20 protein-coding genes and 1 riboswitch are annotated in these 24,776 nt (G+C 64.6%); of the genes, 8 read left to right on the top strand and 12 right to left on the bottom strand.

Annotation, left to right across the window (positions count from 1 at the left end; genetic code table 11):
• Positions 1 to 10 precede the first annotated feature (10 nt).
• The 5 genes from BB28_RS21280 to BB28_RS21260 all read left to right on the top strand — a co-directional run bounded on the left by BB28_RS21280 (position 11) and on the right by BB28_RS21260 (position 5,293).
• Complete coding sequence (locus BB28_RS21280) at positions 11 to 964, top strand: ABC transporter ATP-binding protein (RefSeq protein WP_046254949.1); 954 nt, start codon at positions 11 to 13, stop codon at positions 962 to 964.
• Positions 964 to 1,716, top strand: a complete 753-nt coding sequence (locus BB28_RS21275; protein WP_046254948.1) for an ABC transporter permease — start codon at positions 964 to 966, stop codon at positions 1,714 to 1,716. The genes BB28_RS21280 and BB28_RS21275 overlap by 1 nt, the downstream gene beginning before the upstream one ends.
• Positions 1,717 to 1,734: 18 nt before the next feature.
• Complete coding sequence (locus BB28_RS21270; RefSeq protein WP_046254947.1) at positions 1,735 to 3,234, top strand: M28 family metallopeptidase; 1,500 nt, start codon at positions 1,735 to 1,737, stop codon at positions 3,232 to 3,234.
• 128 nt (positions 3,235 to 3,362) lie between these two features.
• Positions 3,363 to 4,859, top strand: coding sequence for a M28 family metallopeptidase (locus BB28_RS21265; protein WP_046254946.1), 1,497 nt, complete (start codon positions 3,363 to 3,365; stop codon positions 4,857 to 4,859).
• A gap of 38 nt (positions 4,860 to 4,897) precedes the next feature.
• A complete protein-coding gene (locus BB28_RS21260) occupies positions 4,898 to 5,293 on the top strand; it encodes a hypothetical protein (RefSeq protein WP_030096274.1) in 396 nt (131 codons plus the stop codon).
• Positions 5,294 to 5,300: 7 nt separating this feature from the next.
• Here BB28_RS21260 and BB28_RS21255 read toward each other — a convergent pair whose 3' ends face one another.
• Positions 5,301 to 6,017 (bottom strand): NUDIX hydrolase, encoded by a 717-nt coding sequence (locus BB28_RS21255; protein ID WP_046254945.1) that lies wholly within the window; start codon positions 6,015 to 6,017, stop codon positions 5,301 to 5,303.
• 95 nt (positions 6,018 to 6,112) lie between these two features.
• Between BB28_RS21255 and BB28_RS21250 the strand changes: the two genes are divergently transcribed.
• Positions 6,113 to 7,063, top strand: a complete 951-nt coding sequence (locus BB28_RS21250; protein ID WP_046254944.1) for a TauD/TfdA dioxygenase family protein — start codon at positions 6,113 to 6,115, stop codon at positions 7,061 to 7,063.
• Positions 7,064 to 7,067: 4 nt separating this feature from the next.
• Here the strand turns inward: BB28_RS21250 and BB28_RS21245 are convergent, their stop codons facing one another.
• The 8 genes from BB28_RS21245 to BB28_RS21210 all read right to left on the bottom strand — a co-directional run bounded on the left by BB28_RS21245 (position 7,068) and on the right by BB28_RS21210 (position 18,947).
• Positions 7,068 to 9,068 (bottom strand): amidase, encoded by a 2,001-nt coding sequence (locus tag BB28_RS21245; RefSeq protein ID WP_046254943.1) that lies wholly within the window; start codon positions 9,066 to 9,068, stop codon positions 7,068 to 7,070.
• Between the two features lie 3 nt (positions 9,069 to 9,071).
• Positions 9,072 to 10,097 (bottom strand): agmatine deiminase family protein, encoded by a 1,026-nt coding sequence (locus tag BB28_RS21240; protein WP_046254942.1) that lies wholly within the window; start codon positions 10,095 to 10,097, stop codon positions 9,072 to 9,074.
• Between the two features lie 52 nt (positions 10,098 to 10,149).
• Positions 10,150 to 11,604 (bottom strand): NAD-dependent succinate-semialdehyde dehydrogenase, encoded by a 1,455-nt coding sequence (locus tag BB28_RS21235; protein WP_046254941.1) that lies wholly within the window; start codon positions 11,602 to 11,604, stop codon positions 10,150 to 10,152.
• A complete protein-coding gene (gene gabT, locus BB28_RS21230) occupies positions 11,604 to 12,959 on the bottom strand; it encodes a 4-aminobutyrate--2-oxoglutarate transaminase (protein WP_046254940.1) in 1,356 nt (451 codons plus the stop codon). Before gabT ends, BB28_RS21235 begins: the two co-directional genes overlap by 1 nt.
• Positions 12,960 to 13,095: 136 nt before the next feature.
• Positions 13,096 to 14,670, bottom strand: a complete 1,575-nt coding sequence (locus tag BB28_RS21225) for an APC family permease (RefSeq protein ID WP_371258672.1) — start codon at positions 14,668 to 14,670, stop codon at positions 13,096 to 13,098.
• A complete protein-coding gene (locus tag BB28_RS21220) occupies positions 14,663 to 15,562 on the bottom strand; it encodes a universal stress protein (RefSeq protein ID WP_046254939.1) in 900 nt (299 codons plus the stop codon). Before BB28_RS21220 ends, BB28_RS21225 begins: the two co-directional genes overlap by 8 nt.
• Positions 15,563 to 15,564: 2 nt before the next feature.
• Complete coding sequence (locus tag BB28_RS21215) at positions 15,565 to 17,508, bottom strand: primary-amine oxidase (RefSeq protein ID WP_046254938.1); 1,944 nt, start codon at positions 17,506 to 17,508, stop codon at positions 15,565 to 15,567.
• Between the two features lie 2 nt (positions 17,509 to 17,510).
• Positions 17,511 to 18,947, bottom strand: coding sequence for a gamma-aminobutyraldehyde dehydrogenase (locus BB28_RS21210; protein WP_046254937.1), 1,437 nt, complete (start codon positions 18,945 to 18,947; stop codon positions 17,511 to 17,513).
• A gap of 158 nt (positions 18,948 to 19,105) precedes the next feature.
• Here BB28_RS21210 and BB28_RS21205 point away from each other — a divergent pair, with 158 nt between their 5' ends.
• Entirely contained in the window at positions 19,106 to 20,623 is a 1,518-nt protein-coding gene (locus BB28_RS21205) for a PucR family transcriptional regulator (RefSeq protein WP_081252304.1), read from the top strand.
• Between the two features lie 106 nt (positions 20,624 to 20,729).
• On the top strand, positions 20,730 to 21,350 hold the full coding sequence (locus tag BB28_RS21200) for a TetR/AcrR family transcriptional regulator (protein WP_030096286.1): 621 nt from the start codon (positions 20,730 to 20,732) through the stop codon (positions 21,348 to 21,350).
• On the opposite strand, the gene BB28_RS21195 is transcribed toward BB28_RS21200, so the two are convergent.
• From BB28_RS21195 to thiC, 3 genes are all read right to left on the bottom strand, one after another.
• Complete coding sequence (locus tag BB28_RS21195; RefSeq protein WP_046254935.1) at positions 21,347 to 21,991, bottom strand: alpha/beta hydrolase family protein; 645 nt, start codon at positions 21,989 to 21,991, stop codon at positions 21,347 to 21,349. The genes BB28_RS21200 and BB28_RS21195 overlap by 4 nt on opposite strands.
• Entirely contained in the window at positions 21,988 to 22,821 is an 834-nt protein-coding gene (gene thiD, locus BB28_RS21190; protein ID WP_109550477.1) for a bifunctional hydroxymethylpyrimidine kinase/phosphomethylpyrimidine kinase, read from the bottom strand. Before thiD ends, BB28_RS21195 begins: the two co-directional genes overlap by 4 nt.
• Before the next feature lie 2 nt (positions 22,822 to 22,823).
• Complete coding sequence (thiC, locus tag BB28_RS21185) at positions 22,824 to 24,455, bottom strand: phosphomethylpyrimidine synthase ThiC (RefSeq protein ID WP_046254934.1); 1,632 nt, start codon at positions 24,453 to 24,455, stop codon at positions 22,824 to 22,826.
• Positions 24,446 to 24,554, bottom strand: a riboswitch (TPP riboswitch). (Overlaps the previous gene by 10 nt.)
• Positions 24,555 to 24,776 lie beyond the last annotated feature (222 nt).

The following is a 24,776-nucleotide window of genomic DNA, read 5'->3' as shown; positions in this document are numbered from 1 at the left end:
AGTGGGCCGCATGATCGAACTGCGGTCGCTGACCAAGGTCTATGGGCAGACCCCGGCGGTCGATGACCTCTCGGTAACCATCGAGCCGGGCGTCGTGACCGGGTTCCTGGGACCCAACGGGGCAGGTAAGTCAACGACGTTGCGCATGATCGTCGGGCTGGCTCGCCCGACGTCCGGGACTGCGACCATCGGCGGCAAGCAGTATCACGAGATCGACCATCCGCTGCGCGAGGTTGGGGCGCTGCTGGATCCCAAGCAGTTTCACCCCAATCGGACGGCGCGTAACCACCTGAGGTGGATCGCCGCCGCCAATGACATTCCTTCCCGGCGGGTGGACGAAGTGCTGGAGATGGTCGGGCTGACCGACGTGGCCGGTCGTCATGCGGGCACCTTCTCCCTGGGTATGTCGCAGCGGCTGGGCATTGCCGTCGCACTGCTCGGCGATCCCCAGGTGTTGCTGTTCGATGAACCGGTCAACGGCCTGGACCCCGAAGGCATTCATTGGATTCGGACCCTGATGCAGAGCCTGGCCGCGCAGGGCCGCACGGTGCTGGTCTCCAGTCACCTGCTCTCCGAAATGGCCAACACGGCAGACCAATTGGTGGTCATCGGCCGCGGTCGGCTTATCGCGGCGACATCCATGCATGAGTTCGTCAGTCGGGCCGGCGCCGATGTGGTGCGGGTGCGCAGCCCTCAACTCGAGGCCCTGCGCACGGCGGCGGAGGAAAGTGGCTTCTCGGTGCACGTTTCGGAACACGGTGGAGAGGCAAGCGTGCTGGAGATCAGCGGTGCTCTTATCGAACAGGTCGGCGAGCTTGCCGCACGTCGTGGCGTCACCTTGTACGAACTTTCCCCGCAACGGGTTTCGTTGGAGGACGCGTACCTGTCGCTGACCGATGATGCCGTGCAGTACCGCAGCCAGGTCTCTGCGGACGCAGTTGCGGACGCGGAGGGTGTTCGCTGATGGGTGTTATCGCGGCCGAGCGGATCAAGGTATCCACCTCGCGTTCTGCGGTGTGGTGCAGCCTGCTTGCCCTGGCCTTGGGGTTGGGATTAGCGGGCCTGCAGGGCGGATCGGCCTCTGTGTACGCGCCGATCACCCCTGGTGACGCCGCGGGCGGTGCGACCGTCGTGGGGGTGCCGCTGCTGATGGTGCTCGCCGCGATGACGGTGACCAATGAGAATCGAACCGCAATGGTGCGAACCACCTTTCAGGCCTCGCCCAACAGGTTGTCGGTAATCGGTGCCAAGGCCCTGGTCGCGGGGGTCTGGGTGGCAGTGGTCACCGCGGTCACCACGCTGACCTCGATCGTGTTGGTGCGCGCCATGGCCGGACCCGTGGCGGGTGCGAACTTGATGCTCGACAGCGCCGGCGTGTGGAACACGATTGGTTCGGTGAGCGTGTACGCGTTCTTGTGTGCCGTACTCGCGGTGGCGGTGGGTGTGTTGCTGAAGCACACCGCGGGTGCTGTTGCGGTGCTGCTGTTGTGGCCGACGGTGCTCGAGTTGATGCTGGGCTGGCTCACTGATGCCGGAAAGGCGTTGCAGCCCTTCCTTCCTTTCGCGAACGCAATCAGGTTTACCGGTGTGCCGTGGTACACCTCCGACGGTGTGCGCTTCGTTTGGGGTACCACCGGCTCTCTCATCTACTTTGCTACCGTGGTTGTCATCACGCTCGCTGCGGCCCTGGTCGTCGTGCAGCGACGCGACGTCTAAGTCGGACAAGGGAGAACCATGGGGACCAAGCGGGTTGTGTGTGCGGTTGCGGTGTCGGCGGTATGCGCACTGGCGACAGCGACGGCGTGCGATCGGGATGGCGGCGACGCACCCCGCTCGGTGCCGCAGGCAGGCTCCGCGGAGGCGGTTGGTTTCGCGCATTCACTGCACGAGAAGGTGACCGTCGACAACGTCGTGAAGCACCTCTCGGAGCTTCAGGAGATCGCAGACAAGAACAACAACACTCGGGCGGTGGGCACCCCTGGCTTCGATCAGAGTGTCGACTACGTGGTAAAAGCGCTGAAAGACAAGGGATTCGACGTACAGACGCCCGAGTTCGACTTCAAGTACTTCCAGGCCAAATCGTTGGATCTGATGGTCGGTCCCAAGAAGATCGACGCCGCAGTGCTGTCGTACTCACCGGGCGGTCAGGTTCAGGGACGGCTGGTAGCGGCCCGTGCGGAAGAATCGCCGGGCTGCACCGCCGAGGATTACGACGGTTTGGATGTCAAGGGCGCCGTGGTCCTGGTCGACCGTGGATCGTGCCCGTTCGCCGAGAAGGAGAGGGCTGCCGCCGAGCGCGGCGCGGTCGGCCTGATCGTCGCGGACAATGTCGACGAGAGCAAGGCGGGCGGCACCCTCGGTGAGGACGCCACCCCGAAGATTCCGGTGGTCGGTGTCACGAAGTCGGCTGGAGCGGATCTGCGCGCGCATCCCGACCAGGTGGTCCTCAAGGTCGATGCGGAGACCAAGGACATCAAGGCACGCAATGTGATCGCGCAGACCAAGACGGGTGCCACCACGGATGTCGTGATGGCAGGTGCGCACCTCGACAGCGTTCCGGAAGGGCCGGGCATCAACGACAACGGCACCGGTACCGCGGCGGTTCTGGAGACCGCGCTGCAGCTGGGGCCGAACCCGGACGTGAAAAACGCGGTGAGGTTTGCGTTCTGGGGTGCGGAGGAGGAGGGGCTGATCGGCTCCACGGACTACGTCAAATCCCTGGACGTGGATGCGCTGAAAAACATTGCCCTGTATCTGAATTACGACATGCTCGGTTCGCCGAACGCCGCGTACCTCACCTATGACGGCGACCTGTCCGAAGAAGCCGACCCGAACGAGATACCGGTGCGTATCCCGGAGGGTTCGGCCGGTATCGAGCGGACCGAGGTCGCCTACCTTGCCGATCAGGGCAAGAAGGCACACGACACCGAATACGACGGCCGTTCGGACTACGACGCATTCAGTAGGGCGGGCATCCCGACCGGCGGCATCTTCTCTGGGGCCGAGGAGAAGATGTCGGCCGATGAGGCGCGGGACTGGGGCGGCAAGGCGGGCCAGCCCTTCGATCCGAACTACCACCAGGCGGGCGACAACCTGGCGAACGTGAACAAGGACGCGCTCAAGATCAACGCGGGCGGAGTCGCGTACACCATCGGCTTGTACGCGCAGAGCATCGACGGGCGCAACGGTGTGCCCATTCGCGAGGACCGTACCCGGCATAAGCTGAAGGACTAACGGCGGTAACAGGTTCGTTGCAACGTTCCGAAAGGCCTTGGGAACCAACGTTGGTGCGGTAGCGTGTGCGATTGCTCGATTCGCACAACTCCACCGGGGTTCCAAGAGGTTTCATTGAGGTTTGTTTGATGGCGTTGTTTCGGGGACTGGCGCGTGGTTGCTCCCTGCTTGCGATTGCGGCGGTGGCGAGCTGCTGCGCCAGCCCGACTCCACCGGGTGCCGGTGCACCGGCGGCACCGAATCCGAATCTGGCAGCCGACCTTGCGCGTTCGGTGACGGTGGACGCGATGATGGTGCACCTGCAACAGCTGCAGCAGGCGGCGGACGCCCACGGCGGGAACCGTGCCGAGGGCACGCCCGGCTACGACGCCAGCGCCGACTACGTGACAAAGGTATTGAAAGATCGTGGTTTCGAGGTACAGGCCCCGGAGCTGTCCAGACTGAAGGTACTCACCGAGGGCAAGCCGCTCGTCGACATCGGCGGTCGCCCGTACGCGGTGGATCAGGCTTCCTATTTCGCCCAGACCCCCAAGGGCGGTCTCAAGGCCAACGTCATCCGGCCATCGGGTAAGGCCGGTGGTTGTGCCGCGGCCGATTACGGCACCCTCAAGCTCGACGGTCAGATCGCGGTGGTCGACGGCGCCGGGTGTTCGGTGGTCGACAAGCACAATGTCGCCAAGGAAAAGGGCGCGGCGGCGGTGCTGGTGGTGATGCAGGCCGGTGCCGGTGAGGGCCTTTTCACGCCCAATTACTATGAGCAGCTGTCCATTCCGGTCGGGATCGTCGATTCGGGAGTCGACACGCTGCTGCGCCGTAATTCGTCACCGATAAACCTCGTGCTGGACATGAACATCGCGAAGGTGCGCTCACGCAGCATCATCGCGCAGACCGCAACGGGTGACCCCGCGAATGTGGTGCTCGCCGGAGCGCACCTGGACAGTGTGGCCAAGGGCCCGGGCATCAACGACAACGGAACGGGTGTGGCTGCGGTCTTGGAGAGCGCGCTGCAGCTTGGCCCCAAGCCGGTGATCAACAACGCCGTCAGGTTCGCCTTCTGGGCTGCCGAAGAGGACGGGCTGGCCGGGTCGATCGAGTACGCCAAGGGTCGCAACGCCGACGAGCTCAATGACATCGCGCTGTACCTGAACTTCGACATGCTCGGTTCGCCCAATGCCGGGTACTTCGTGCTCGATGGTGACCAGTCGGCCACTAAACCCGACCCGAACCGGCCGCCGTTGGACATTCCGGAGGGGTCGGCGGGTATCGAACGGACCTTCGCTGGATACCTCAACCTGGCGGGCAAGCGACCGGCGGCCGAGGAGTTCAACGGTAGATCCGATTACGGGCCATTCCTGGCTGCCAATATTCCGGTGGGCGGAATCAGCTCGGGTGCGCTGGACAGAATGAGCGGTCCGGAAGCCAAGATGTGGCAGGGACGTGCGGGTCAACCATTTGACCCCAACTACCACGGCCCCAAGGACAACCTCGCGAACGTCGGCAAGGAGGCGCTGGGGATCAACGGTCCGGCGGTGGCCTTTGCCGTCGGCACGTATGCGCTGTCCACCACCGGGCCGAACGGCGTACCGGAGCGCAAAGTTCGGCGACACTCTCCGCGGGATCGCTGAGGCGGCTAGCATCCCAGCGCATGCGAAGAATTCTTGTGCTGCTGGTAGCTCTGGCATCCAGTGCCATGATCGGGCTGCCGTCTTCTCCGGTCGTTCATGCCGATCCCGGGGTGAAAATGACCTACCGCGTGACAGCGCAGGACCCGGGGAGCAATCGTCAGGTGGTCATCTCCTACCGCACCGGTAAGGGGGAGAAGGCGGAGAAGTACACCTGGCTCGATCCCTTCGTGCCCTGGACGCACGACATATCGATGACGGCTCGCGAAGCGCAGGTGAGCATATTCAGTGACCAGGGCGGCAACTACCTCGGTGAGATCCTGCGCGACGGCAATGTGATCGCGTCGAACTCGGTGTACCTGGACCCGGGTTGGGTGGCGGAGCAGAGCGCGCCCTATGGGACGCCGACGGTGCTGGCGCGCGCCAACGTGTCCTAGGCCCCGGTTATCGCCAGGCGAAGACCGGCTGCTCCAGCTCGTCGACGCGGTCACCGCGGCCTTCCAGGCAGAGCCATCTGACCTGTAATAGGACGGCTCCGGTCGGGGCGTGGATGAGGTCATTGCCCAGCGGGATCTGCACCACCGGGCGTGGGCTCTCCGGAATGTTGATGTAGCGCGGCGAATCCTCACGCTGGAGTTGGTGCAATCCCACGCGGTAGGCCGCCACCACCTCGTCGGGTGAGGGGTGCATCTCGAGGCGGCCGCCGCCCCACACCACCACCGGGGTTATCACGTATCCCGATCGTGTCGGGTAGTCGTCGAGCAGTCCAAGCACCGTCGAATCGGGCAGCGCCACCCCCAGTTCCTCGTCCAGTTCACGCAGCGCGGCCTGTACCGCGTCCTCACCCGGATCCAATCGTCCACCGGGCAGTGCCCATTGCGCGGCATGGGAGTTGAGGCGAGAGGTTCTGCGGCATAACAGGAATGCCGCTCCACCGGAGACATCGACCATCCTGCCGTCCAGCCCCTGCTCGGGGATCTCGCGACCGCCAATCCACTCGTCCACCGGTGCCGGGTCGATGCGGTCTTCCCCCAGATCCGAATCGACCAGCACTACGGCCACCGCAGCACGGCGTTTCTCCGGATCATCGACAGTCCGGCGGTCATGGCCCGCCAGGTATTGGTGAATCCGGTCCCGCAGTTCCTCGTCGTACGCGATCACCGTTCGACCATATCTGCCGTCGTAGACGTCGGTCCTTTCGAATCGACTTGGCTCTATCCCTGGGCATACGGCGCCGGGATTGTTGAGATTCGGGGGTGAGTGACAACGAAACACGACGTATCTATCGTGACGCCGGGATCACCGTCGAAAAGCTCGGCGAACACATCGGTGCCCGGGTCGACGGTGTGCGGCTCGGCGCCGATGTTCCGGCCGACCGCGCCGAGGCAATCCGCGTCGCGCTGGCCGTTAACAAGGTGCTGGTGTTTACCGGACAACACCACCTGGACGACGCCGGACAGTACGCATTCGCCAGTCTGCTCGGGGAGCCGACGCTGCCGCACCCCACGGTGACCTCTCACGGCAGTGAGCTGCTCAACCTCGAAGGGGCCGCCAACGGTTGGCACACCGACGTCACGTTCGTCGACCGCATCCCGAAGGCGTCGGTCCTGCGGCCGGTGACCTTGCCGTCCTATGGGGGCGCCACCACCTGGGCATCGACGGTTGCGGCGTACGAACAGCTGCCCGCACCGTTGCGCGCGCTTGCCGACGACCTGTGGGCCACCCACACCAACCTGTATGACTACGTGGGCGCGGGCGCATCGGGCGGGGTGAGCGCCGAGCGCCGTGCCGCGTATTACAGCGAGTTCACCAGCTCTCTGTATGAAACGTTGCATCCGGTGGTGCGGGTGCACCCGGAGACCGGTGAGCGCAGCCTGCTACTGGGGCAGTTCGTCAAGAGCTTCCCGGAGTTTCACGGCGCTGAGTTCGCGGCACTGTTCCAGCTGCTGCAGTCACGCATTACCAAGCTGGAGAACACCTTCCGATGGAACTGGCGGCTGGGTGACGTTGCCATCTGGGACAACCGGGCCACCCAGCATTACGGAATCGCCGACTTCGGCGACCAGCAGCGCGAGCTCCATCGCGTCACGTTGGCCGGCGATGTGCCGGTGGACATCCACGGTCGGACAAGTCAGATCCTCACTGGCGATGCCAGCCACTACTCCGGGATCGAGAGTCCGCGACGGTTGGAGCTGTTCGCCGCCTGATGCGTCAGGCGATGCCGCAAGCGGTCGTCCATGCTCCCGCGGTTCGGCCGTCGTGGGTGCGGACCAACGCCACGATCAAGGAGCCGTAGGCATCGCGCCAGACCGAATGGCGCGGCCGAGATGCCGCGGCACGCAGAGTCGTTGCGGCGGTGAAAGTATTGCTGCCTTGGGTGAGCGTGAGTTCATCGCCGTCGACGTACAGTCTGGCATCGGCGACGGGATGCGTACCTTCGACGGCGACGGTGATAGCGACGGCGCAGTCGCCGTCGCCGAGGTCTGACTCTTCGACGGTGATGACGCACCGTGGCGCGATACCGCCGGCGGCGGCTGCGGTCGGCAATCCGATAGGCGTCAGGGCCGGTGTCCGCGGCGGCGTGGTGCGCCGGTCCCGAGTGGCTTCGACGGCGGAGGCCAGACGCAGTAACCGGACATCGTCGTGGCCGCGACCGAGGATCGTGAGCCCGACAGGCATCCCAATATCGTCCAGAGCGCCCATCGGTACGGTGACCGAAGGGATTCCGAGGTGCCGCGGCACGAGGTTGCCGTTGGCGACCCACGTGCCGTTGCGCCAGGCCGTGTCGGCCGACGCCGGATTGACATCGGCATCCGAGCGGCCGATGTCGGCGACTGCGGGATGGATGACGGCGTCGAGGCCGAGCGCGTCCATCCACGCCTCAAGGTCGATGCGGCGCGTCGCCTCCAGTCCGGCGATGCCGTCGGCGATCAAGGGGATCTGTTCCAGCTCGGCGACACCGGCGGCGGCGCGGGCCGGATACTCGCCGAGATCGACCTCCAGGTCGAGTTGATGACGGTCATACTGATCGGGCAATGCGCCAGGCGGCGGCGGAAAGATCAGCGTGCCGTCGACGTCACGCACATGCGACAACTCGGGATCGCCGTTGACCTGTAGGAATTCTTCCCAGCCCCAGATGGAAAGGTCCCACAATTCGCGCTCGTCGTATCCGGACGGAATGAGTCCACGATCCAGCATCGTTGCCGCGCCTTCGTAATTGGTGACGACAGGGAAGTCCACTTCGAGCACCTCGGCACCTGCCGCACGTAGGTCGTCCGCGATGCGTCGCCACAGGTCGACAACGCTTGGACGGGTCTGCACCGGCCGGTCTCCGGTGGTGTCACCGATGTACATCCGTGGCACACCCAGCCTGGTGCCACGCAGGGTGGCGGCGGTGGAATCACTCAGTGCGCTGTAGCTTGTGGGCCGCAATGTCGATGCGGGCGGGATCTCGACCCACTTCTGGCGACGCCAGAAGTCGCCGCGCTGGTCCGGGTCGTCGGCGACGATGACGTCCAGGAGCGCCAGCAGGTCGGCGACGCTGCGGGTATGCGGAACGACGACGTCCATCGTGGGCACGAGCGGCCAGTTACCGCGAACCGAGATCACGCCGCGCGAAGGGCAGTAGGCCACCAGCGCGTTACACGAGGCCGGCGCGCGGCCAGAGCTCCACGTCTCCTCGCCGAGTCCGAACGCGCCAAAGCTGGCGGCCGTCGCGGTACCCGATCCATTGGAGGATCCCGAGCCAAACGCCGACGTCAGATAGTCACTGTTGTAGGGACTTTCAGCGCGACCGTAAACGCCGCGCTGCATGCCGCCGTTCGCCATGGGCGGCATGTTGGTGAGCCCGAGCAGCACCGCTCCTGCGGTACGAAGTTGTGCGATGGTGAACGCATCGCGCTGGGCGATGAGCCGGGCGAAGGCCGGAGATCCGGCCGCCACCGGCAGTCCCTTCGCGGCGTATGAATCCTTGGCGGTGTACGGGATGCCGTCGAGCGGGCCAAGTGTGGCACCGGCCGCGCGACGCGCATCGGACTCGGCGGCGGCGGTGAACGCCTGCGGGTCCAGGACGGGTACGGCGTTGAGGGTGATCCCACCGCGGTCGTAGGCGGCGATCCGGCGCAGATACTCTGCGACCAGGGCGACTGACGTCGTTTCCCCGGCGGCGAGTGCGGCCTGCAGATCGGCGATGCTCGCCTCGACGACATCCATTGCCTAAACCTTTGGCTGTTGCTGGGTGATGCAGTGAATACCGCCGCCACCGACCAGGATTGGCCGCGCATCGACCAGTATCACCTCGCGGCCGGGATAGGCGTCGGCGATGATCTCCGCTGCCTGCGAGTCGGCCTCCGCCTCGTCGTAACCGCACAGGATCACGCCATCGCCGGTGACAAGGTGATTGATGTAGCTCCAGTCGACAAACCCGTCCGCGTCCCGCAGTGTCGCGGGTGCCGGCAGATCGACGATGTCGAACGCGTCACCGCGGGCATCGACCGCATCGGCGAGCGCGGCGCGGAGTTGTGCGGACACTTCGTAATCGGGATGGTCAGGATTGGTTTGTGCATGCAGTAAGACGGTGCCGGGTGAGGGCAGCGTCGCGACCATGTCGACGTGCCCCTTGGTGCCCAGGGGCTCGTAGTCGCGCGTGAGTCCGCGTGGTAGCCACACGGCATGCTCAACGCCCAGGGTGCGGGCCAGCTCGGCTTCGACGCGGCTGCGGTCGGCATGCGGATTGCGCAGCGGATCAAGCAACACGGTCTCCGTCAGCAGCACGGTGCCACCACCGTCGACATGGATGGCGCCACCCTCGTTGACCAGCAACGACGATACGAGGGTCGCGCCGGCGGCAGCAGCGATCGTGCGTCCGATCTCGCGATCGTGCGACCAGGCCTGCGGCGTTGACGACCCCCAGCCGTTGAAAATCCAGTCGACGGCACCCAGCTCGCCGGTGACGTCGTCGACGACGAACGTGGGTCCGATATCGCGCATCCAAAAGTCGTCGAGCGGGGCGACCAACAGCTCGATATCCGACGACAACATTCGGCGGGCGTGTTCGTGCTGGCCAGGGTCTACCACCATCGTCACCGGAGTGAAGGCGAGCACCGCATGCGCTACCGCCGTCCAGGCCTGATAGCCGGCCTCCAGTGCGGCGTTATCGTCGCCGAAGGTGAGGCCGGGCTTCGGGAACGCCATCCAGATCCGCTCGTGTGGTTCGGTTTCCGCCGGCATCCGCCATGCCATGTGTGCCTCTCGGGTTGCACCGGTGTGAGAAATTCCGGCTAGGTCGCGGCATCTAAGGCAGCGCTATGTATTTCGTTTCGAGGTATTCCTCGATACCTTCGCTGCCGGCTTCGCGGCCGATGCCAGATTCCTTGATCCCACCGAACGGTGCGGCCACGTCGGAGATCACACCACGGTTGACGCCGATCATTCCCGACTCGACAGACTCTGAAACACGCAGCGCGCGATCCAGATTGGTGGTGTACACGTATGCGGCGAGTCCGTATTCGGTGTCGTTGGCCGCGGCCACTCCCGCGTCTTCCCCGTCGAACCCGGTGATCGCGGCCACCGGGCCGAACACCTCTTCACGGAGAATTCTTGCGTTCGAGGGCACATCGGTGAGCACGGTCGGCGGATAGAAGTAACCCTCTCCGTCGGCGATCGTGCCACCGGTGGTGATGACGGCTCCCTTGCTGACGGCGTCTTGCACCAACTCGTCGACCGAGGCGCGCTGCTTGGCGGTGATGAGCGGGCCCACCTGTACGCCGCTTTGGTCGCCGGGGCCGATGGTGAGGGCACCCATGCGGGCGGTGAGCTTCTCGGTGAATTCAGCGCGCACCGCGTTGTCGACATGAAAGCGGTTGGCCGCGGTGCATGCCTCGCCGATGTTGCGCATCTTGGCTGCCATCGCGCCGTCGACCGCGGCGTCCACGTCTGCATCGTCGAACACCACGAATGGGGCGTTGCCGCCGAGCTCCATCGACGAACGTAAAACCCTTGTGGCGCACTGTGACAGCAGCACCTTGCCGACGGCGGTAGAGCCGGTGAAGGTCAACTTGCGCAGTCTGGAGTCCTCGATCAGCGGGCCGGTCAGGCCGGAGGCGCTGGTGGTGGGAAGGATCGACAGCACGCCGGCAGGCAGCCCGGCATCGGCGAACACCTGGCCCAGCAGCAGCATGGTCAGCGGCGTCTCGGCGGCGGGCTTGACGATCATGGTGCATCCGGCGGCGAACGCCGGGCCTATCTTGCGGGTTCCCATAGCCAGCGGGAAGTTCCAGGGGGTGATCGCCAGAGCCGGACCGATGGGCTGCTTGGCCACCAGGATCCGGCCGGTGCCGGTCGGCGACGAGGTGTACCGGCCGTTGATGCGCACCGCCTCTTCGGAGAACCAGCGCAGGAACTCTCCGCCGTAGGCGACCTCGCCCTGGCTCTCTGCCAGCGGCTTACCCATTTCCAGGGTCATGGCCAGTGCGAAATCATCACGCCGCTCCATGACCAATTCCCAGGCGCGCCGCAGAATTTCGGCCCGTTCACGGGGCGCGGTCGCGGCCCAGGAGGGTTGCGCAGCCACAGCCTCATCGAGTGCGGTGGCACCGTCGGCTGTCGATGCGTCGGCCACGGTGGTCAGCACCGCGCCGTCGGCCGGGTTGTGCACGGGGAACCGGGCGCCCGAGGACGATGGCACCTGCTTCCCGCCGATCCACAGATCGGTGGGAATGGCATCGATCAGGGCTGAGTGATCAGTCACTAGTGGCTCGCCTTCTCGCGGATGATGTCGGCGAGGACGGTGATGCCCTCGTCCAGTAGATCGTCCCCGATGACCAACGGGGGCAGCAAGCGGATGACGTTTCCGAAGGTTCCGCAGGTCAGGATCAGAACACCTCGGGAGAGGGCCTCGGCGGCAATGGCTTTGGTGAGGGTCGCGTCAGGTTCTCCGGGGTTGCCGGTGCCGGGTTTGACGATCTCGATGGCCAACATGGCCCCGCGACCGCGTACCTCGCCGATGACGTCGACCTCCTCGGCAAGCGCGCTCAGCCGCGACACCACCGAGGTTTCGATGGCCCGGGCTCGGGCCGGCAGGTCGAGCTCACGCATGACGCCCAGTGCGGCGATGGCCGCCGCGCAGGTCACCGGGTTGCCGCCGTAGGTTCCGCCCAGTCCTCCGGTGTACACCGCGTCCATGAGGTCGGCGCGCCCGGTGACGGCGGACAGCGGCATGCCACCGGCGATGCCCTTGGCCATGGTGACGATGTCGGGAACGATGCCGTCGTGCTCGGAGGCGAACCAGGCTCCGGTGCGGGCGAATCCGGTCTGCACCTCGTCGGCGATGAAGACGACGCCGTGGTCCCGCGCCCACGCGGTGAGCGTGGACAGGAATCCGGGTGCGGGCACGATGAATCCACCCTCACCCTGGATGGGCTCGATGATGATCGCGGCCAGCGATTGCGCACCGATCTGGGTTTCGATGCGGGAGATCGCCCGCCGTGCCGCTTCCTCGCCGGACAGACCCGGCTCGTCACGCAGCGGGTAGGAGGCCGGCATCCGGTAGACCTCGGGTGCGAAGGGCCCGAACTGCGACTTGTAGGGCATCGACTTGGCGGTCAGCGCCATCGTCAGGTTGGTGCGGCCGTGATAGGCGTTGTCGAAGGCAACGACCGCCGGACGGCCGGTGGCCAGCCGCGCCACCTTGATCGCGTTCTCCACGGCTTCGGCGCCGGAGTTGAACAGTGCGGTGCGCTTCTCGTGATCGCCGGGAGTCAGGGCGTTGAGGAGCTCGGCGACCTGCACGTATCCCTCGTAGGGCGTCACCATGAAACAGGTGTGGGTGAAGTGAGCGGCCTGGTCGGCGATGGCGGCGGCGACGGCGGGGTGGGAGGCGCCCACGGTGGTGACCGCGATACCCGCCCCGAGGTCGATGAAGGAGTTGCCATCGGCGTCGACGATCACGCCACCATCGGCATCAACGGCGTAGACCGGCGCGGTCGAGCCGACCCCGGCGGATACCGCCGTGCGACGGCGCTCAGCCAGGGCACTGGAACGCGGCCCGGGCAGGGGCGTCACGATGTTGCGCTTCTGTGCGAGGCGGTAGGCGATGTCGGTCATGGCACTTCCTGTCGTCGATCCGGCGATCTCAGTGTGTCGCCGTGGAGTGCATCTGGGAATGGACGATTTGTCCACCGATGGTTCTTGGATACGCCGTTCTGGCGCGAATGGCCACCCGCATCGACGACATGGCCGCCTATTCGACGAGCGGAGCGGTGTCGCGAGTGAGGGTGCGTCCCTGGAAGAAGTCCGGACTCTTGACGCGCATGATCAGCATGAGCACCGCCCCGAACGCCAGAATGCCGAAGCCCAGATAGAACACCAGGCCGATGCCGCCGATCGAGGCGCCGCTGCCGGTCTTCTCCGGATCCATGCTCTCGCGCACAGAAATGACGAATACCGCTGCCAGCATGAGCCCGCCCAGGAGCGGAAAGAGGAACTTGTACACCACGTTGTGGGCATTCTGGAAAAGCTCAGTGCGGAAGTACCACACACAAGCGAAGGCGGTAATGCCGTAGTACCAGCAGATCATGATGCCAAGGGCCGCAATGGTATCCAGCAGGGTGCGGTCCGATAGCAGGCTGACGACGGTGTAGAAAACGGCCGTCACCGCGCCGGCCACGATGGTGCTGAAGGTAGGTGTCAGGAACCGTGGGCTGACATCGGCGAACTTTTTCGGAAATGCGCCGTAGGTGCCCATCGCGAGCATGGTGCGGGCGGCGGGCAGCGAGGTGGTCTGCAGGCTCGCCACCGCGGAGGCGAATATCGCGAGCAGCAACAGCGGGCCGAACCAGCTGCCCAGCACCGGGTTGGCCAGGGCGCCAAAGACGTTGTCTTTGTTCTCCTCATTCGCAAGACCCAGATCCGTGTCGCCCACGCCCGCGAACATCATCACCGCGACAGCCACCAGGAGGTAGGTGAGCAGGATCGACAGCACGCACAACAGTCCGGCGCGGCCGGGCACCTTGGTCGGGTCCTTACATTCTTCGCCGAGCGTCAGACATGTGTCCCAACCCCAGAACGCGAAGATCGATCCAATGAGCCCAATGACAAAGGCGCTCAGGGTTAGTCCGGTCAGTGGATTGAACCAGTCCAGGTCGAAATCGAGATGTCCGGCCATGCTGGGTGCTTTCGCGATGGCGACGACGGCGAAGATCACCAGCACGATCATCTGGAACCCGACGAGAACATATTGAACCTTCTCGCTGGTGGTGATTCCGCGGCTGGAGATATAGGTGGCGATCGCCAGCAGCGCCACGGTCGAGATGATGTTGACGGCCTTATTGTTGGCGAGCTCGCCGATTGTCTGATTGTGGGAGACGGCGCCGAGGAACTGGTACCCGTACTGCACCCCGATAGACGCCAGATTGGACAGCACGATGATGGTGGCGATCACCATGCCCCAGCCGCACATCCAGCCGATGTAGGGGCCAAATGCCTTGGTGGACCAGGTGAACGAGGCGCCGCAGTCGGGTGCTCGCGAATTCAGTTCCCGGTAGGCGTATGCGGTCAGGAACATCGGGATGAAACCGGCGATGAGGATCGCCGGCATCTTCAGGCCGACGGCGGCGACGATCAGGCCGATGCTGGCCGTAAGTGTGTATCCGGGCGCGACTGTGGAGATGCCGAGGACAGCGCCGGTGAAGGTTCCGATGCGCCCGGCGGCCAGCCCTTTGGAGATGAGGCCCTCGGTCTGCTCGGCCTGTTCCAGCTCGGTGCGGGCAACACTTTCAGTGCCAGATGGTCTTCCCGCAAGCGGATCATCAATCACGATTGGCCTCTTCCTTGGGGATCACGACCATGGGCACCTGCAGCACCCGAAGCATCTTGGCGGCCGTCGATCCAAGGAAGAGGCGCCGTGGCTGCGCAAGGCGGCTGGAACCCACCATGATGATGTCGCCCTCGTGCCAGTCGAGCTTATTCACGGCGGCTTCGATCGTGGGTCCTTCGGCGACGATTGAGGTGACCGGGAAATCTGGGGGGAGAATCAGTTTGGCGGTCTCGAGGGATTGTCGGGCATGGATGGCAGCACGTTCACGTGCCGACTGGTCATCGTCACCGCCGGGGATCGGATCGAATGACACCAGGGACACCAGCCGCAGCGGTGCTTTCGCACGCTGGCAGGCCTGCAACGCGGTGTCCAGTAGCACGTGTGCGCCGGGCCGGGTTCCCATGGCGCACGTGACTTCCCGAACGCGGAGATTCTTCTGGTAGCGCGCACCACGCGGCGAGATCACCAAAGGTATGGGGGAGGAGTGCACGAGTTCGTTGACCACCGACCCAAGGGAGAGACTGCCGACCAGCCCGCCGCCAGAGCCACCGACCACGATGGCTTCGGCGCCCAGGGCCTCGCTTTGGGCGATGAGACCCTCGGCGATCGACTCGTGAAAGCTGATATGTGTCTCGACGGTGAGATCGTCGGGAATGGTGGACTCGGCGTGCTTGAGCCAGTGAGTGGCGTTCTCGGACAAGATGTCTTGACGCTCTTGCTGTGGCAGGGGTGCCAGGATGGGTCGGTCCAGCGGCAGCACCATGCACAGATCGAGATGCGCCCCCAGAGAGCGCGCGATCTGTGCGCCGACGGCGAGCGCGTCGTCGCCGCCCGGAGTGGCCAGGTATGCAACGGCGATCCGTTTGGCACCTCTCGTGGCGGCATCGTTCACGGCTAGGCCTCCTCGTGTCCTGATGTGTGACAGCTCTTCGGCGGATTGGGTGCGACATCGAGTGAGGGGTTGCGGTCGAAGAATCCGACCGGCTTGAGCCAGAAGTTCACGGTGTCGACGGGCATGATCGGCCAGTCTTCAGGACGGGTGATGTGATGGATACCGAATACGTACCACAGCACCACATCGGTGTTTTCGATGGAGCGGTTGTTCTCCGTCCAGGCGGGCAGGCCGTGGTCTTCCTTGCTCTGGGTGACGAATTCTCCTGCGGGCCAGCGCTCATCGGGTGAGTTTGGCGTCACCCAGAGGGTGTGCTCGATGGCACGGCAACGTGCCAGCACCGGGGAGGACGGGTCGAACATCGCCGGGATGGCCGCCCCGGGCACCAATTTGTACGCCGGTGCGGTACCGATGCCGTTGCGGGTGTTGTCGTTGACGACCTTCCAGGCGCGCTGAGTCTGCCAGCAGAAGTCCTGTTTGCCTTCCGATTCGGTGCGCAACGGGGTGTTGCGCTGCCGCAGGGACAGCCCGTATGGATTGGCGGGCCCGACGGGCTCGATCTCGGTTTCGCTGGCGTAGACGGTGTTTTCGGTGCCATCGATATCCAGGTCGAGTCTCGCGACAAGGAAGTGCTGGTGGTACGGCGCGTACGTCCGGTTGTCGACCAGGGTTCCATGCGGATGCGCCGCGCCCTCGGCGAAGTTGCTCACCACCATGATTCCCGTTGCACGGACCTCACATTCGATGTTCCCGTCCTGATAGAACCGCCAGTACGTGAGGTATTCATAGTTGGCGACGGTGACGTGGAAGGACACCGTGAGCCGACGCATACGGCGCACCTCGGCGCCGTGATCGTGATCGACGTGCTTCCACAGGACTGCGTTGTCCTCTTCGTGAATACAGATCGCGTTCTTGATCGTGTACGGCTCGCCCTTGCTGTTGTGCAGCACCGCATCGAGGTAGCGAATTTCGCCGAGGCAATCGCACCCGAGTTCCAGCGAGGTGGTCATGAAGCCGATGCCCCACTCACCGATATCGAAAGCTGTTCGTCGGTAGTGATCCTCGCAGTGGTCCCGATACGGCACCATCATCTCGGCGAAGGACATGCGGTTGGCGACCGACCGCACCCTTCCGTTGTCGTTGTAGGTCACCGCATGCAGTGTCATGCCTTCGCGGTAGTTGAAGCCGACCCGCAGGGACCAGTTCTGCCACTGAAGTTTGTTTCCCTCGATGGTGAAGGACGTGCCCTCGGGCTGAGTGATGTGCAGTGGTTGCAGCGACTCCCGGGTGCTCTGCTGACGCAGTCGTTCCGGTATGTGCCGGGGCACATATTCGCCCATCATCTCGGGTCGCGGTACGGAGAAGGTGTCCTCGATCTCCAGCAGCTCCATGCTGTTCATATCGATGATGCAGTGGAATCCGTTGACGGGGCCGGCATAGGGATTGGCGCCCGCACTGGAACGCACCCAGGTGTCCGACCATCCGAGGCGCCTGCCCTTGTATTTTTCGGGCATGACGGCATCGCCGTAGGTCCAGGTGTCCATAAACACCAGGTCCATGTCGGTGATGCCGCGTTGTGCCAGTGCGGCGATGACCTCGGGGTGGCGACGAAGTGCGGCGTCCGCCTCTTCCCATTCATCGACCGTGAAGTTCGGTTGTACCCCGGGAATGTGCTCCCAGGACAGCACTTCGCCGGACGTCAGCGACACGACTGCCTTGTAGGTGGCGTTGCGTGAGGTGTCCAGGCAGGTGGCAAGTGCCCGACGATCAGGCCGGGTGCCGGTGTTGTCGAAGGCGGCGATATCGGCCTTCGAGGGTTCGGCAAGCTCGATGGAGGTGTATCGCCAGTGGTTTCCGACGTCATATGTCTGCGCCAGAATCTTTGCGACCGTGGTGAATTCCTCCGCCGCGAGGGGATCAAGGGGGTGGAAGGTGTCGGTTGCCATTGCTAGTGCGCGCTCATCACGTGTTTGATCCGGGTGTAGTCCTCCACGCCGTAGGCCGAGAGGTCCTTGCCGTAGCCGGAGTACTTGAACCCGCCGTGCGGCATCTCGGCGACCAGTGGAATATGGCAATTGACCCAGACACAACCGAAATCTAGCTCACGCGTGAATTTCTCGGCGGTTTCGTGATCCTTGGTCCACACACTGGATGCCAGTGCGTAACGCACTCCGTTGGCCAGCCGGACGGCTTCGTCCGCGTCGTCAAACGATTGGACGGTCAAGATCGGCCCGAAGGTCTCTTCCTGGACGATCGAGTCGTCCTGGCGCACACCGGTGACGATGGTGGGCTCAATGAAGAAGCCCTTGTCGCCCCAACGTTTTCCGCCGGTCACGACCGTCGCGTGTGCCGGCAGGTTATCGAGTTTCTTGGTGACCGCGGTGAAGTGGTTGATGTTGTTCATGGGCCCGTAGAAGCTGTCGGCGTCATCGGGCAGGCCCGGCCGCAATGTCTGTGCCGCGGAGTTGAGGGCGCTGACGAACTTGTCATGGATCGACCGGTGCACGATCACCCGGGTGGCGGCCGTGCAGTCCTGGCCGGCGTTGAAGAAGGCGGCCTGTGCGATACCGGTGGCCGCCTTGTCGATATCGACGTCACCGAACACCACGACCGGGGCCTTGCCGCCGAGTTCGAGGTGGCTGCGCTTGAGCTGTTCGGCTGCCGAGGCCGCGACGGCGATGCCGGCCCGCACCGACCCCGTGATGGACACCAAGCCGATCGCGGGATGACTCACCAATTCGGAGCCGGTGGTCGCGGTACCCAACACAACGTTGAAGACGCCGTCGGGCAAGATCCCCTTCGTCAGCCGGGCCAGCACCAGTGTGCTTTCCGGAGTGGTGTCACTGGGCTTGAGCACTATGGTGTTGCCGGCTGCCAGCGCGGGGCCGATCTTCCAGATTGCCATCATGAACGGGTAGTTCCACGGGGTCACCTGTCCGACAACCCCGATCGGCTCGCGCCGAACATAGGAGGTGAACCCCTCCATGTACTCGCCGGCAGATTTACCTTCGACAAGTCGCGCGGCTCCCGCGAAGAACCGGAGCTGGTCGGCGCTCACGGTCACCTCTTCGGCAGCGATGACCGCCTTCGGCTGACCGGTGTTTCGGCATTGGGCCTCGACGATCTCGTCGATATGCGCCTCGATCGCGTCGGCGAGTTTGAGCAGCGCCTGCTGCCGGACGCTCGGTGTGGTCTTGCCCCAGGTGGCGAAGGCACGTTCGGCGGCGCTCACCGCCGCGTTCACGTCGTCGGCGGTGGACACGGGGGCGCGGCCCACCACCGACTCATCGACCGGGTTGATCAGATCGATGGGCTCGGTAGATTTCAGGGATAAAGAATCGACGAACTGGCCGTCAATGTAGTTCTGCAGTATCGAGTCCGGCATGTTGCACGTCCATCCGTCGAGGGAATCCGTCTAAGCACGTCAAGAAAGCACGCAGACAACCAGTGTGCGACAGGACACATCCTTGATCATCCGACAATTCGGGGAATCTTGGCGGTGTTTTTCACCATTCTGTACAGTCCCGTGAGGTGACTGTTCCGGTGCGTTGGGTGTTGGATCAGCCGGACCTGAAACTCACCTTGAAGGGCGGCGCCGCAGGTCTGGGGCGCGAGGTCAATTTGGCGCTCACCACAGAACTCGCCGACCCCGCCCAATGGCTATCCGGTGGCGAGCTGGTGCTCACCACCGGGATCGGTCTGCCCACGAGGGCGCCGGAACGGCTGGGCTACCTGCGGGCGCTGGATGAAAATGGTGTCGCCGCATTGGGATTCGGTATCGGTCTGACGTTTGACGAGGTGCCGGGGGAGTTGGTGGCTGCCGCCGACGAGCTGGGTATGCCGTTGTTGGAGGTGCCCCTGCGCACCCCCTTCGCCGCAGTGGTCAAGGCGGTGAGCACGCACATCGCCGAACTGGAGTACGACGGCGTGCTGCGCGCATCGCGGGCCCAGCCCCGGATCACCCGCGCAATCGTCAACGGAGGTGTGCAGGCGGTCACGGCGGAGCTCGGGCGGTCGCTGCGTGCGAATGTCGTGGTGCTGGACTCGGGTGGCACGGTGATCGCCAGTCATCCACGCAATCTGGATGTCGCGACGATCAATCTCGTCCGCGGCGCATTGACCCCGGGCGCATCGGCCGTCGCCCAACAACTGGGCCCGGAAGTTGCCGTTGCGCAACAGACGATAGGTGTGGGCGGTACGTCCTACGGAGTGTTGGCCGTTGTCAGTAAGACGCCCTTGACCTTCGTGGATCAGGTGCTGCTGGGGCACGCAAACTCCTTGTTGGCCTTGGATTTCGATAAGCCGTCGCGGCTGCAGGACGTGCAGCGGCAGTTGAATGGGCAGGCCCTGGGGCTGCTGCTCGGCGATGAACGGAACCTGGAACCGGTATGGGCGCAACTGGCGCAGGCGGCCGACGGGCGCGGGCGGATCCGGGCGTTGGTGGTGGATGCCGAATCACAGGCGGCGCTGCGGCGGGTGCAGTCCGCGGTCACCCGTGCCATGGAGGCGGCGGGCTACCCGGTCTTTGCGCACGCCGCCGAGTGCCGCCTCATCGTCGTCCTGCCGGGAGCGGAGACCGCCGAATTCACCCGAAAATTGTTCACCGACGTGGATGGGCGCACGCGTAAGGGGCTGCGAGCCGGGTTGAGTGGAGCGCACGCGGTGGGGCGGCTAGGTGATGCGGTACAGAACGCGAAGCTCGCCGCGTCGGTGGCCGAGCGCGGTGGTACACCGCTGGAGTTCACCTCGCTCGCCGGCAGCGCGCTGCTGTCCTTCGGCGCGAGTCGTGAGGTGCTGATCGCCGTTGCCAATGCGACGTTGGCACCCATCGTCGAGCACGACGCCAGCCACGGTACCGACCTGATGGTGTCCCTGCGGGCCTATCTGGAGGCGAACGGCCATTGGGAATCGGCGGCTGCTGCGGTCGGCGTACACCGCCATACGCTGCGCAAACGTATCGAGACGGTACAAGCGCTGCTGGTCTGTGACCTCGATATCGCGCGGGTACGCGCGGAGCTGCTGCTGGCGATGCTGGCGGGAACACCGAACGCCGGGATCTGAAACAGGACCGCGAAATCGCAGTGCGCAGGCCTGCGGTAGTGCTACCTTATTTAGAACAGGTTCCAGTTTCGGGGTTATTTATGCAGGTGAAAAGATCGTGAGCGCCATGGTTGAAGTGTCACCGGTGCGGCCAGCCGCCATGCCGTCGACCCGGCGCCAACATGAGCAGTACAAGCGCATGCTCGACGCGGCCGAAGAACTCGCCATGACGCGCGAGCTCGACCACGTCCAGATGCACGACGTCGCCAAGCACGCCAACGTTGCCATCGGCACGTTGTATCGCTACTTCCCGACGAAGCGGCATCTGTTCGTGTCGGCACTCGTCCGGGAATCGGAACGACTTGTCGGCCGCATTCCCGTCTCTCCGGACGGGAAGGAAACGGCGGCCGATCGGGTGGGCGAAGCGTTGGTACGCGCGCTGCGCGGCCTGACACGGCGCCGCATGCTGGCGATCGCGATGATTCGGTCCTCGAACTCGGCGTCGCTGGCCGAGGTGCCGGACCTGATGCAGGTCGAGAAGCGATTCCATGAGCTGATTTCCGAGGTGGCCGGTCTTTCCGATCCGTCCGAAGAGGATGAGGCCGTGATCAGGCTGCTGGTGCACCAGTGGTTCGGCTGTATTCAGGTGTGCCTCAACGGTGGTCTCACCGTGGCGCAGGCCGAGGCCGACCTGCGGAGAGCGGCGCAGTTGCTGACATGCGACTGGCGTACGGTCGGCGAGGGTTAGGTTCCGTCAGTTCGCTTCAGAACCGTCAGTGCCGCGTCGATCGCGAGGGCCGGGACGTCGATTGTCTTGGACCCCAAGTCATGACGCGCGCCGGTGATCTCCACGATCGTCGCTCCGCCCGGTATCAGGGCCGACGCCGCCTTGATTTCGGCGATGGTGCCGAACGCATCCGAGGTGCCATGGGTGAACACCGTCGGAACCGCGATGCCGGGCAGATGTTCGGTGCGAAGCCGATCGGGCTTACCGGGCGGATGCAGGGGGTAGGAGAACAACGTCAGGACGTCGATGATCGGCCCCTTTTCCGATACGAGCATCGAGGTCTGGCGTCCGCCATACGAATGACCGCCGGCCAGGAGCGGGCCATCCACCATGGCGCGCGCCTTGTCGATCACCTCGGCGATGCCCGCGCGGTCCTTGTCGGCCGATGAGGCCGAGGGCGGACCGCTGGGCCGGTTGCGTCGGAAGGGCATATCGAAACGTAGTGCCAGCCAGCCGCGTTCGGCCCACGCCGTACACAACAAGCGCAGCATGGGGGAGTGGCAGCTACCGCCGGCCCCGTGGGTGAGCACCACGGCGCCATGCGGCTGCCCGTCGGGGTGATGTGCAATTCCGGCGATATCCGGAAGTTCCTCGGTGCTCACGCGTTGAGTCTAAAGAGGGCCGATACCGGTCCGTGGCCTCGGCCAAGCGGATATGCGGCTCGCAGGCACTCGGTGATCCAACGTTTCCCGAATGCCACCGCCTCGACTACGGAAAAACCATGGGCCAGTGCGCAACTGATAGATGCGGCGAGGGTGTCGCCGGCGCCGTGATCGTGGCCGGTGTCTACCCGCTCGACGGGGAAGTAGTGAAACTCGGTGCCGTCGAAGAGCAGGTCGGTGCTGGTATCACTGGATCGAAGGTGCCCGCCCTTCACCAGCGCCCACTGGGGGCCGAGAGCATGCAGTTTTCGCGCCGCTTCCCTTTGCGATTCCTCGTCGACTACATCGACGTCCACCAGCAGGCGTACCTCGTCCAGATTGGGAGTGACGAGGGTTGCCAACGGAAATAGCTGTGTGCGTAGGGCATCCAGTGCACTGGGGTGCAGCAGCGGATCGCCGTGCATGGACGCGCACACCGGATCGACGACCAGGGGCACGTTAGGCGCCAGCTGCGACCATGCCTGCGCGATGGCCTCGATGATCGGTGCGGAGGCCAGCATCCCGGTCTTGGCCGCCTGGATGCCGATATCGGTGATGACCGCGTCCATCTGCGCTGCCACCACCTGTGCCGGAATCTCGTGAAAGTCCCTGACACCCACCGAGTTCTGCACGGTCACCGCGGTGACCGCCACGCATCCGTGCACGCCGAGCAGCGCCATGGTGCGCATATCGGCTTGGATACCCGCCCCGCCCCCGGAGTCGGACCCGGCGATGGTCATCGCACGCACCGGGGTAACGCCCGGCTCCGGGAGGGGCAAGAAGGCGTTCATGCTCACGCGATCGGCAGATAGACCCGGTTGCCGTGTTCGGCGAACTCCGCCGACTTCTCCTCCATGCCGCGTGCCAGCATCGCGTCGATGTCCTCCTGGGTCTCCAGACCGTTCTGGGCCGCGAACTCCCGGATATCGGCGGTGATGCGCATCGAGCAGAACTTCGGGCCGCACATGGAGCAGAAGTGTGCGGTCTTGGCGGGCTCGGCGGGCAGCGTCTCGTCGTGGAATTCGCGGGCGGTGTCCGGATCGAGTGACAGATTGAACTGGTCATCCCAGCGGAACTCGAAGCGCGCCTTGGATAATGCGTTATCGCGCAGCTGTGCACGCGGATGCCCCTTGGCGAGGTCGGCGGCGTGGGCGGCGATCTTATAGGCGATCACGCCGTCCTTGACGTCCTTGCGGTCGGGCAGCCCCAGGTGCTCCTTGGGGGTGACGTAGCACAGCATTGCGGTACCGGCCTGGGCGATGATCGCGGCGCCGATGGCCGAGGTGATGTGGTCGTAGGCCGGGGCGATATCAGTGGCCAGCGGACCCAGCGTGTAGAACGGAGCCTCCTCGCAGAGCTCCTCCTCAAGCTTCACGTTCTCGACGATCTTGTGCATCGGAACGTGGCCGGGGCCCTCGATCATCACCTGCACGCCATGGGATTTGGCGATCTTGGTCAGTTCGCCGAGGGTGCGCAGCTCGGCGAACTGCGCCTCATCGTTGGCGTCGGCGATGGACCCCGGGCGCAGACCGTCGCCGAGCGAGAAGGTCACGTCGTAGCGGGCCAGGATCTCGCACAGCTCCTCGAAATGGGTGTACAGGAACGATTCCCGGTGATGTGCCAGGCACCAGGCGGCCATGATCGAGCCGCCGCGCGAGACGATGCCGGTGACACGCTTGGCGGTCAGTGGCACGTAGCGCAGTAGCACTCCGGCATGCACGGTCATGTAGTCCACGCCCTGCTCGGCCTGCTCGATCACGGTGTCGCGGTACAGCTCCCAGGTGAGGGCGGCCGGGTCGCCGTTGGTCTTCTCCAGCGCCTGGTAGATCGGCACCGTGCCCACCGGAACGGGCGAGTTGCGCAGGATCCATTCGCGGGTCTGATGGATGTCCTTGCCGGTGGACAGGTCCATGATGTTGTCGGCGCCCCAGCGGATCGCCCAGACCATCTTCTCGACCTCCTCGGCGATGGAGGAGGTGACGGCCGAGTTGCCGATGTTGGCGTTGATCTTCACGCCGAAGGCCTTGCCGATGATCATCGGCTCGATCTCGGGATGCTTGTGGTTGGCCGGGATCACCGCGCGGCCCATCGCGACCTCGCTGCGCACCAGCTCGGCGGGGACACCCTCGCGGACGGCGATGAACTCCATCTCGGCGGTGATCTCACCGGCGCGGGCACGCTGCAGCTGCGTACCGCGATCGGTCACGATCCCGGCACGCGGCGGCAGACCCTTCTGCAGATCGATGACGGCATTGGTGTCGGTGTACGGACCAGAGGTGTCATACAGGTCTAGATGCTCACCATTGGTCAGGTTGACGCGTCGCTGCGGCACCCGCAGGCCGCTATCGAGCTCTTGGTAAATCTTCTCGCTGCCCTGGATGGGGCCCGTGGTAACGGTCTCGGGGGTACGTGATTGGTCAGGCATTTCTTCCTCCCTACGCCGGCATTACCCGGTCAGGTTCATACGGTCGACGGCCCTAGCCGTCCTCTCAGCGCACTGGTGTGCGCTCCCGTGTCTTTTGTTTGGGGCTGTTCGTTGACGAACACTGGCCACGCTACTCGGTGAGCCACTGATTTCTCCGTCGAGTGCGAGCCTCACCCGGATTTCCGGCCAGATTTACGCGTCAGGCTCGCGCTCGAACCGCATGAGGCATGCGCCCGAAGCCCGATCTGACAGACGAGGGCTCGAAAGTTTTGGGAATATAGTTTCCCTTGCTAAAGTTGTGCACGGTGGTGTCCACAGACG

Source organism: Mycobacteroides chelonae CCUG 47445 (assembly GCF_001632805.1).
GTDB classification, from domain to species: Bacteria; Actinomycetota; Actinomycetes; order Mycobacteriales; family Mycobacteriaceae; genus Mycobacterium; species Mycobacterium chelonae.
Note: the sequence above shows the minus strand (reverse complement) of the source record. Positions and strands in the feature narration are given on the sequence as shown.

What these genes read in the sequence shown, in the direction of transcription:
- thiD (WP_109550477.1), bottom strand. Translation starts at nt 22,821, where the DNA reads ATGAACGCCTTCTTGCCCCTCCCGGAGCCGGGCGTTACCCCGGTGCGT.
- BB28_RS21265 (WP_046254946.1), top strand. Translation starts at nt 3,363, where the DNA reads ATGGCGTTGTTTCGGGGACTGGCGCGTGGTTGCTCCCTGCTTGCGATT.
- BB28_RS21215 (WP_046254938.1), bottom strand. Translation starts at nt 17,508, where the DNA reads ATGGCAACCGACACCTTCCACCCCCTTGATCCCCTCGCGGCGGAGGAA.
- BB28_RS21240 (WP_046254942.1), bottom strand. Translation starts at nt 10,097, where the DNA reads ATGGCATGGCGGATGCCGGCGGAAACCGAACCACACGAGCGGATCTGG.
- thiC (WP_046254934.1), bottom strand. Translation starts at nt 24,455, where the DNA reads ATGCCTGACCAATCACGTACCCCCGAGACCGTTACCACGGGCCCCATC.
- BB28_RS21275 (WP_046254948.1), top strand. Translation starts at nt 964, where the DNA reads ATGGGTGTTATCGCGGCCGAGCGGATCAAGGTATCCACCTCGCGTTCT.
- gabT (WP_046254940.1), bottom strand. Translation starts at nt 12,959, where the DNA reads ATGACCGACATCGCCTACCGCCTCGCACAGAAGCGCAACATCGTGACG.
- BB28_RS21210 (WP_046254937.1), bottom strand. Translation starts at nt 18,947, where the DNA reads ATGCCGGACTCGATACTGCAGAACTACATTGACGGCCAGTTCGTCGAT.
- BB28_RS21280 (WP_046254949.1), top strand. Translation starts at nt 11, where the DNA reads ATGATCGAACTGCGGTCGCTGACCAAGGTCTATGGGCAGACCCCGGCG.
- BB28_RS21200 (WP_030096286.1), top strand. Translation starts at nt 20,730, where the DNA reads ATGGTTGAAGTGTCACCGGTGCGGCCAGCCGCCATGCCGTCGACCCGG.
- BB28_RS21270 (WP_046254947.1), top strand. Translation starts at nt 1,735, where the DNA reads ATGGGGACCAAGCGGGTTGTGTGTGCGGTTGCGGTGTCGGCGGTATGC.
- BB28_RS21245 (WP_046254943.1), bottom strand. Translation starts at nt 9,068, where the DNA reads ATGGATGTCGTCGAGGCGAGCATCGCCGATCTGCAGGCCGCACTCGCC.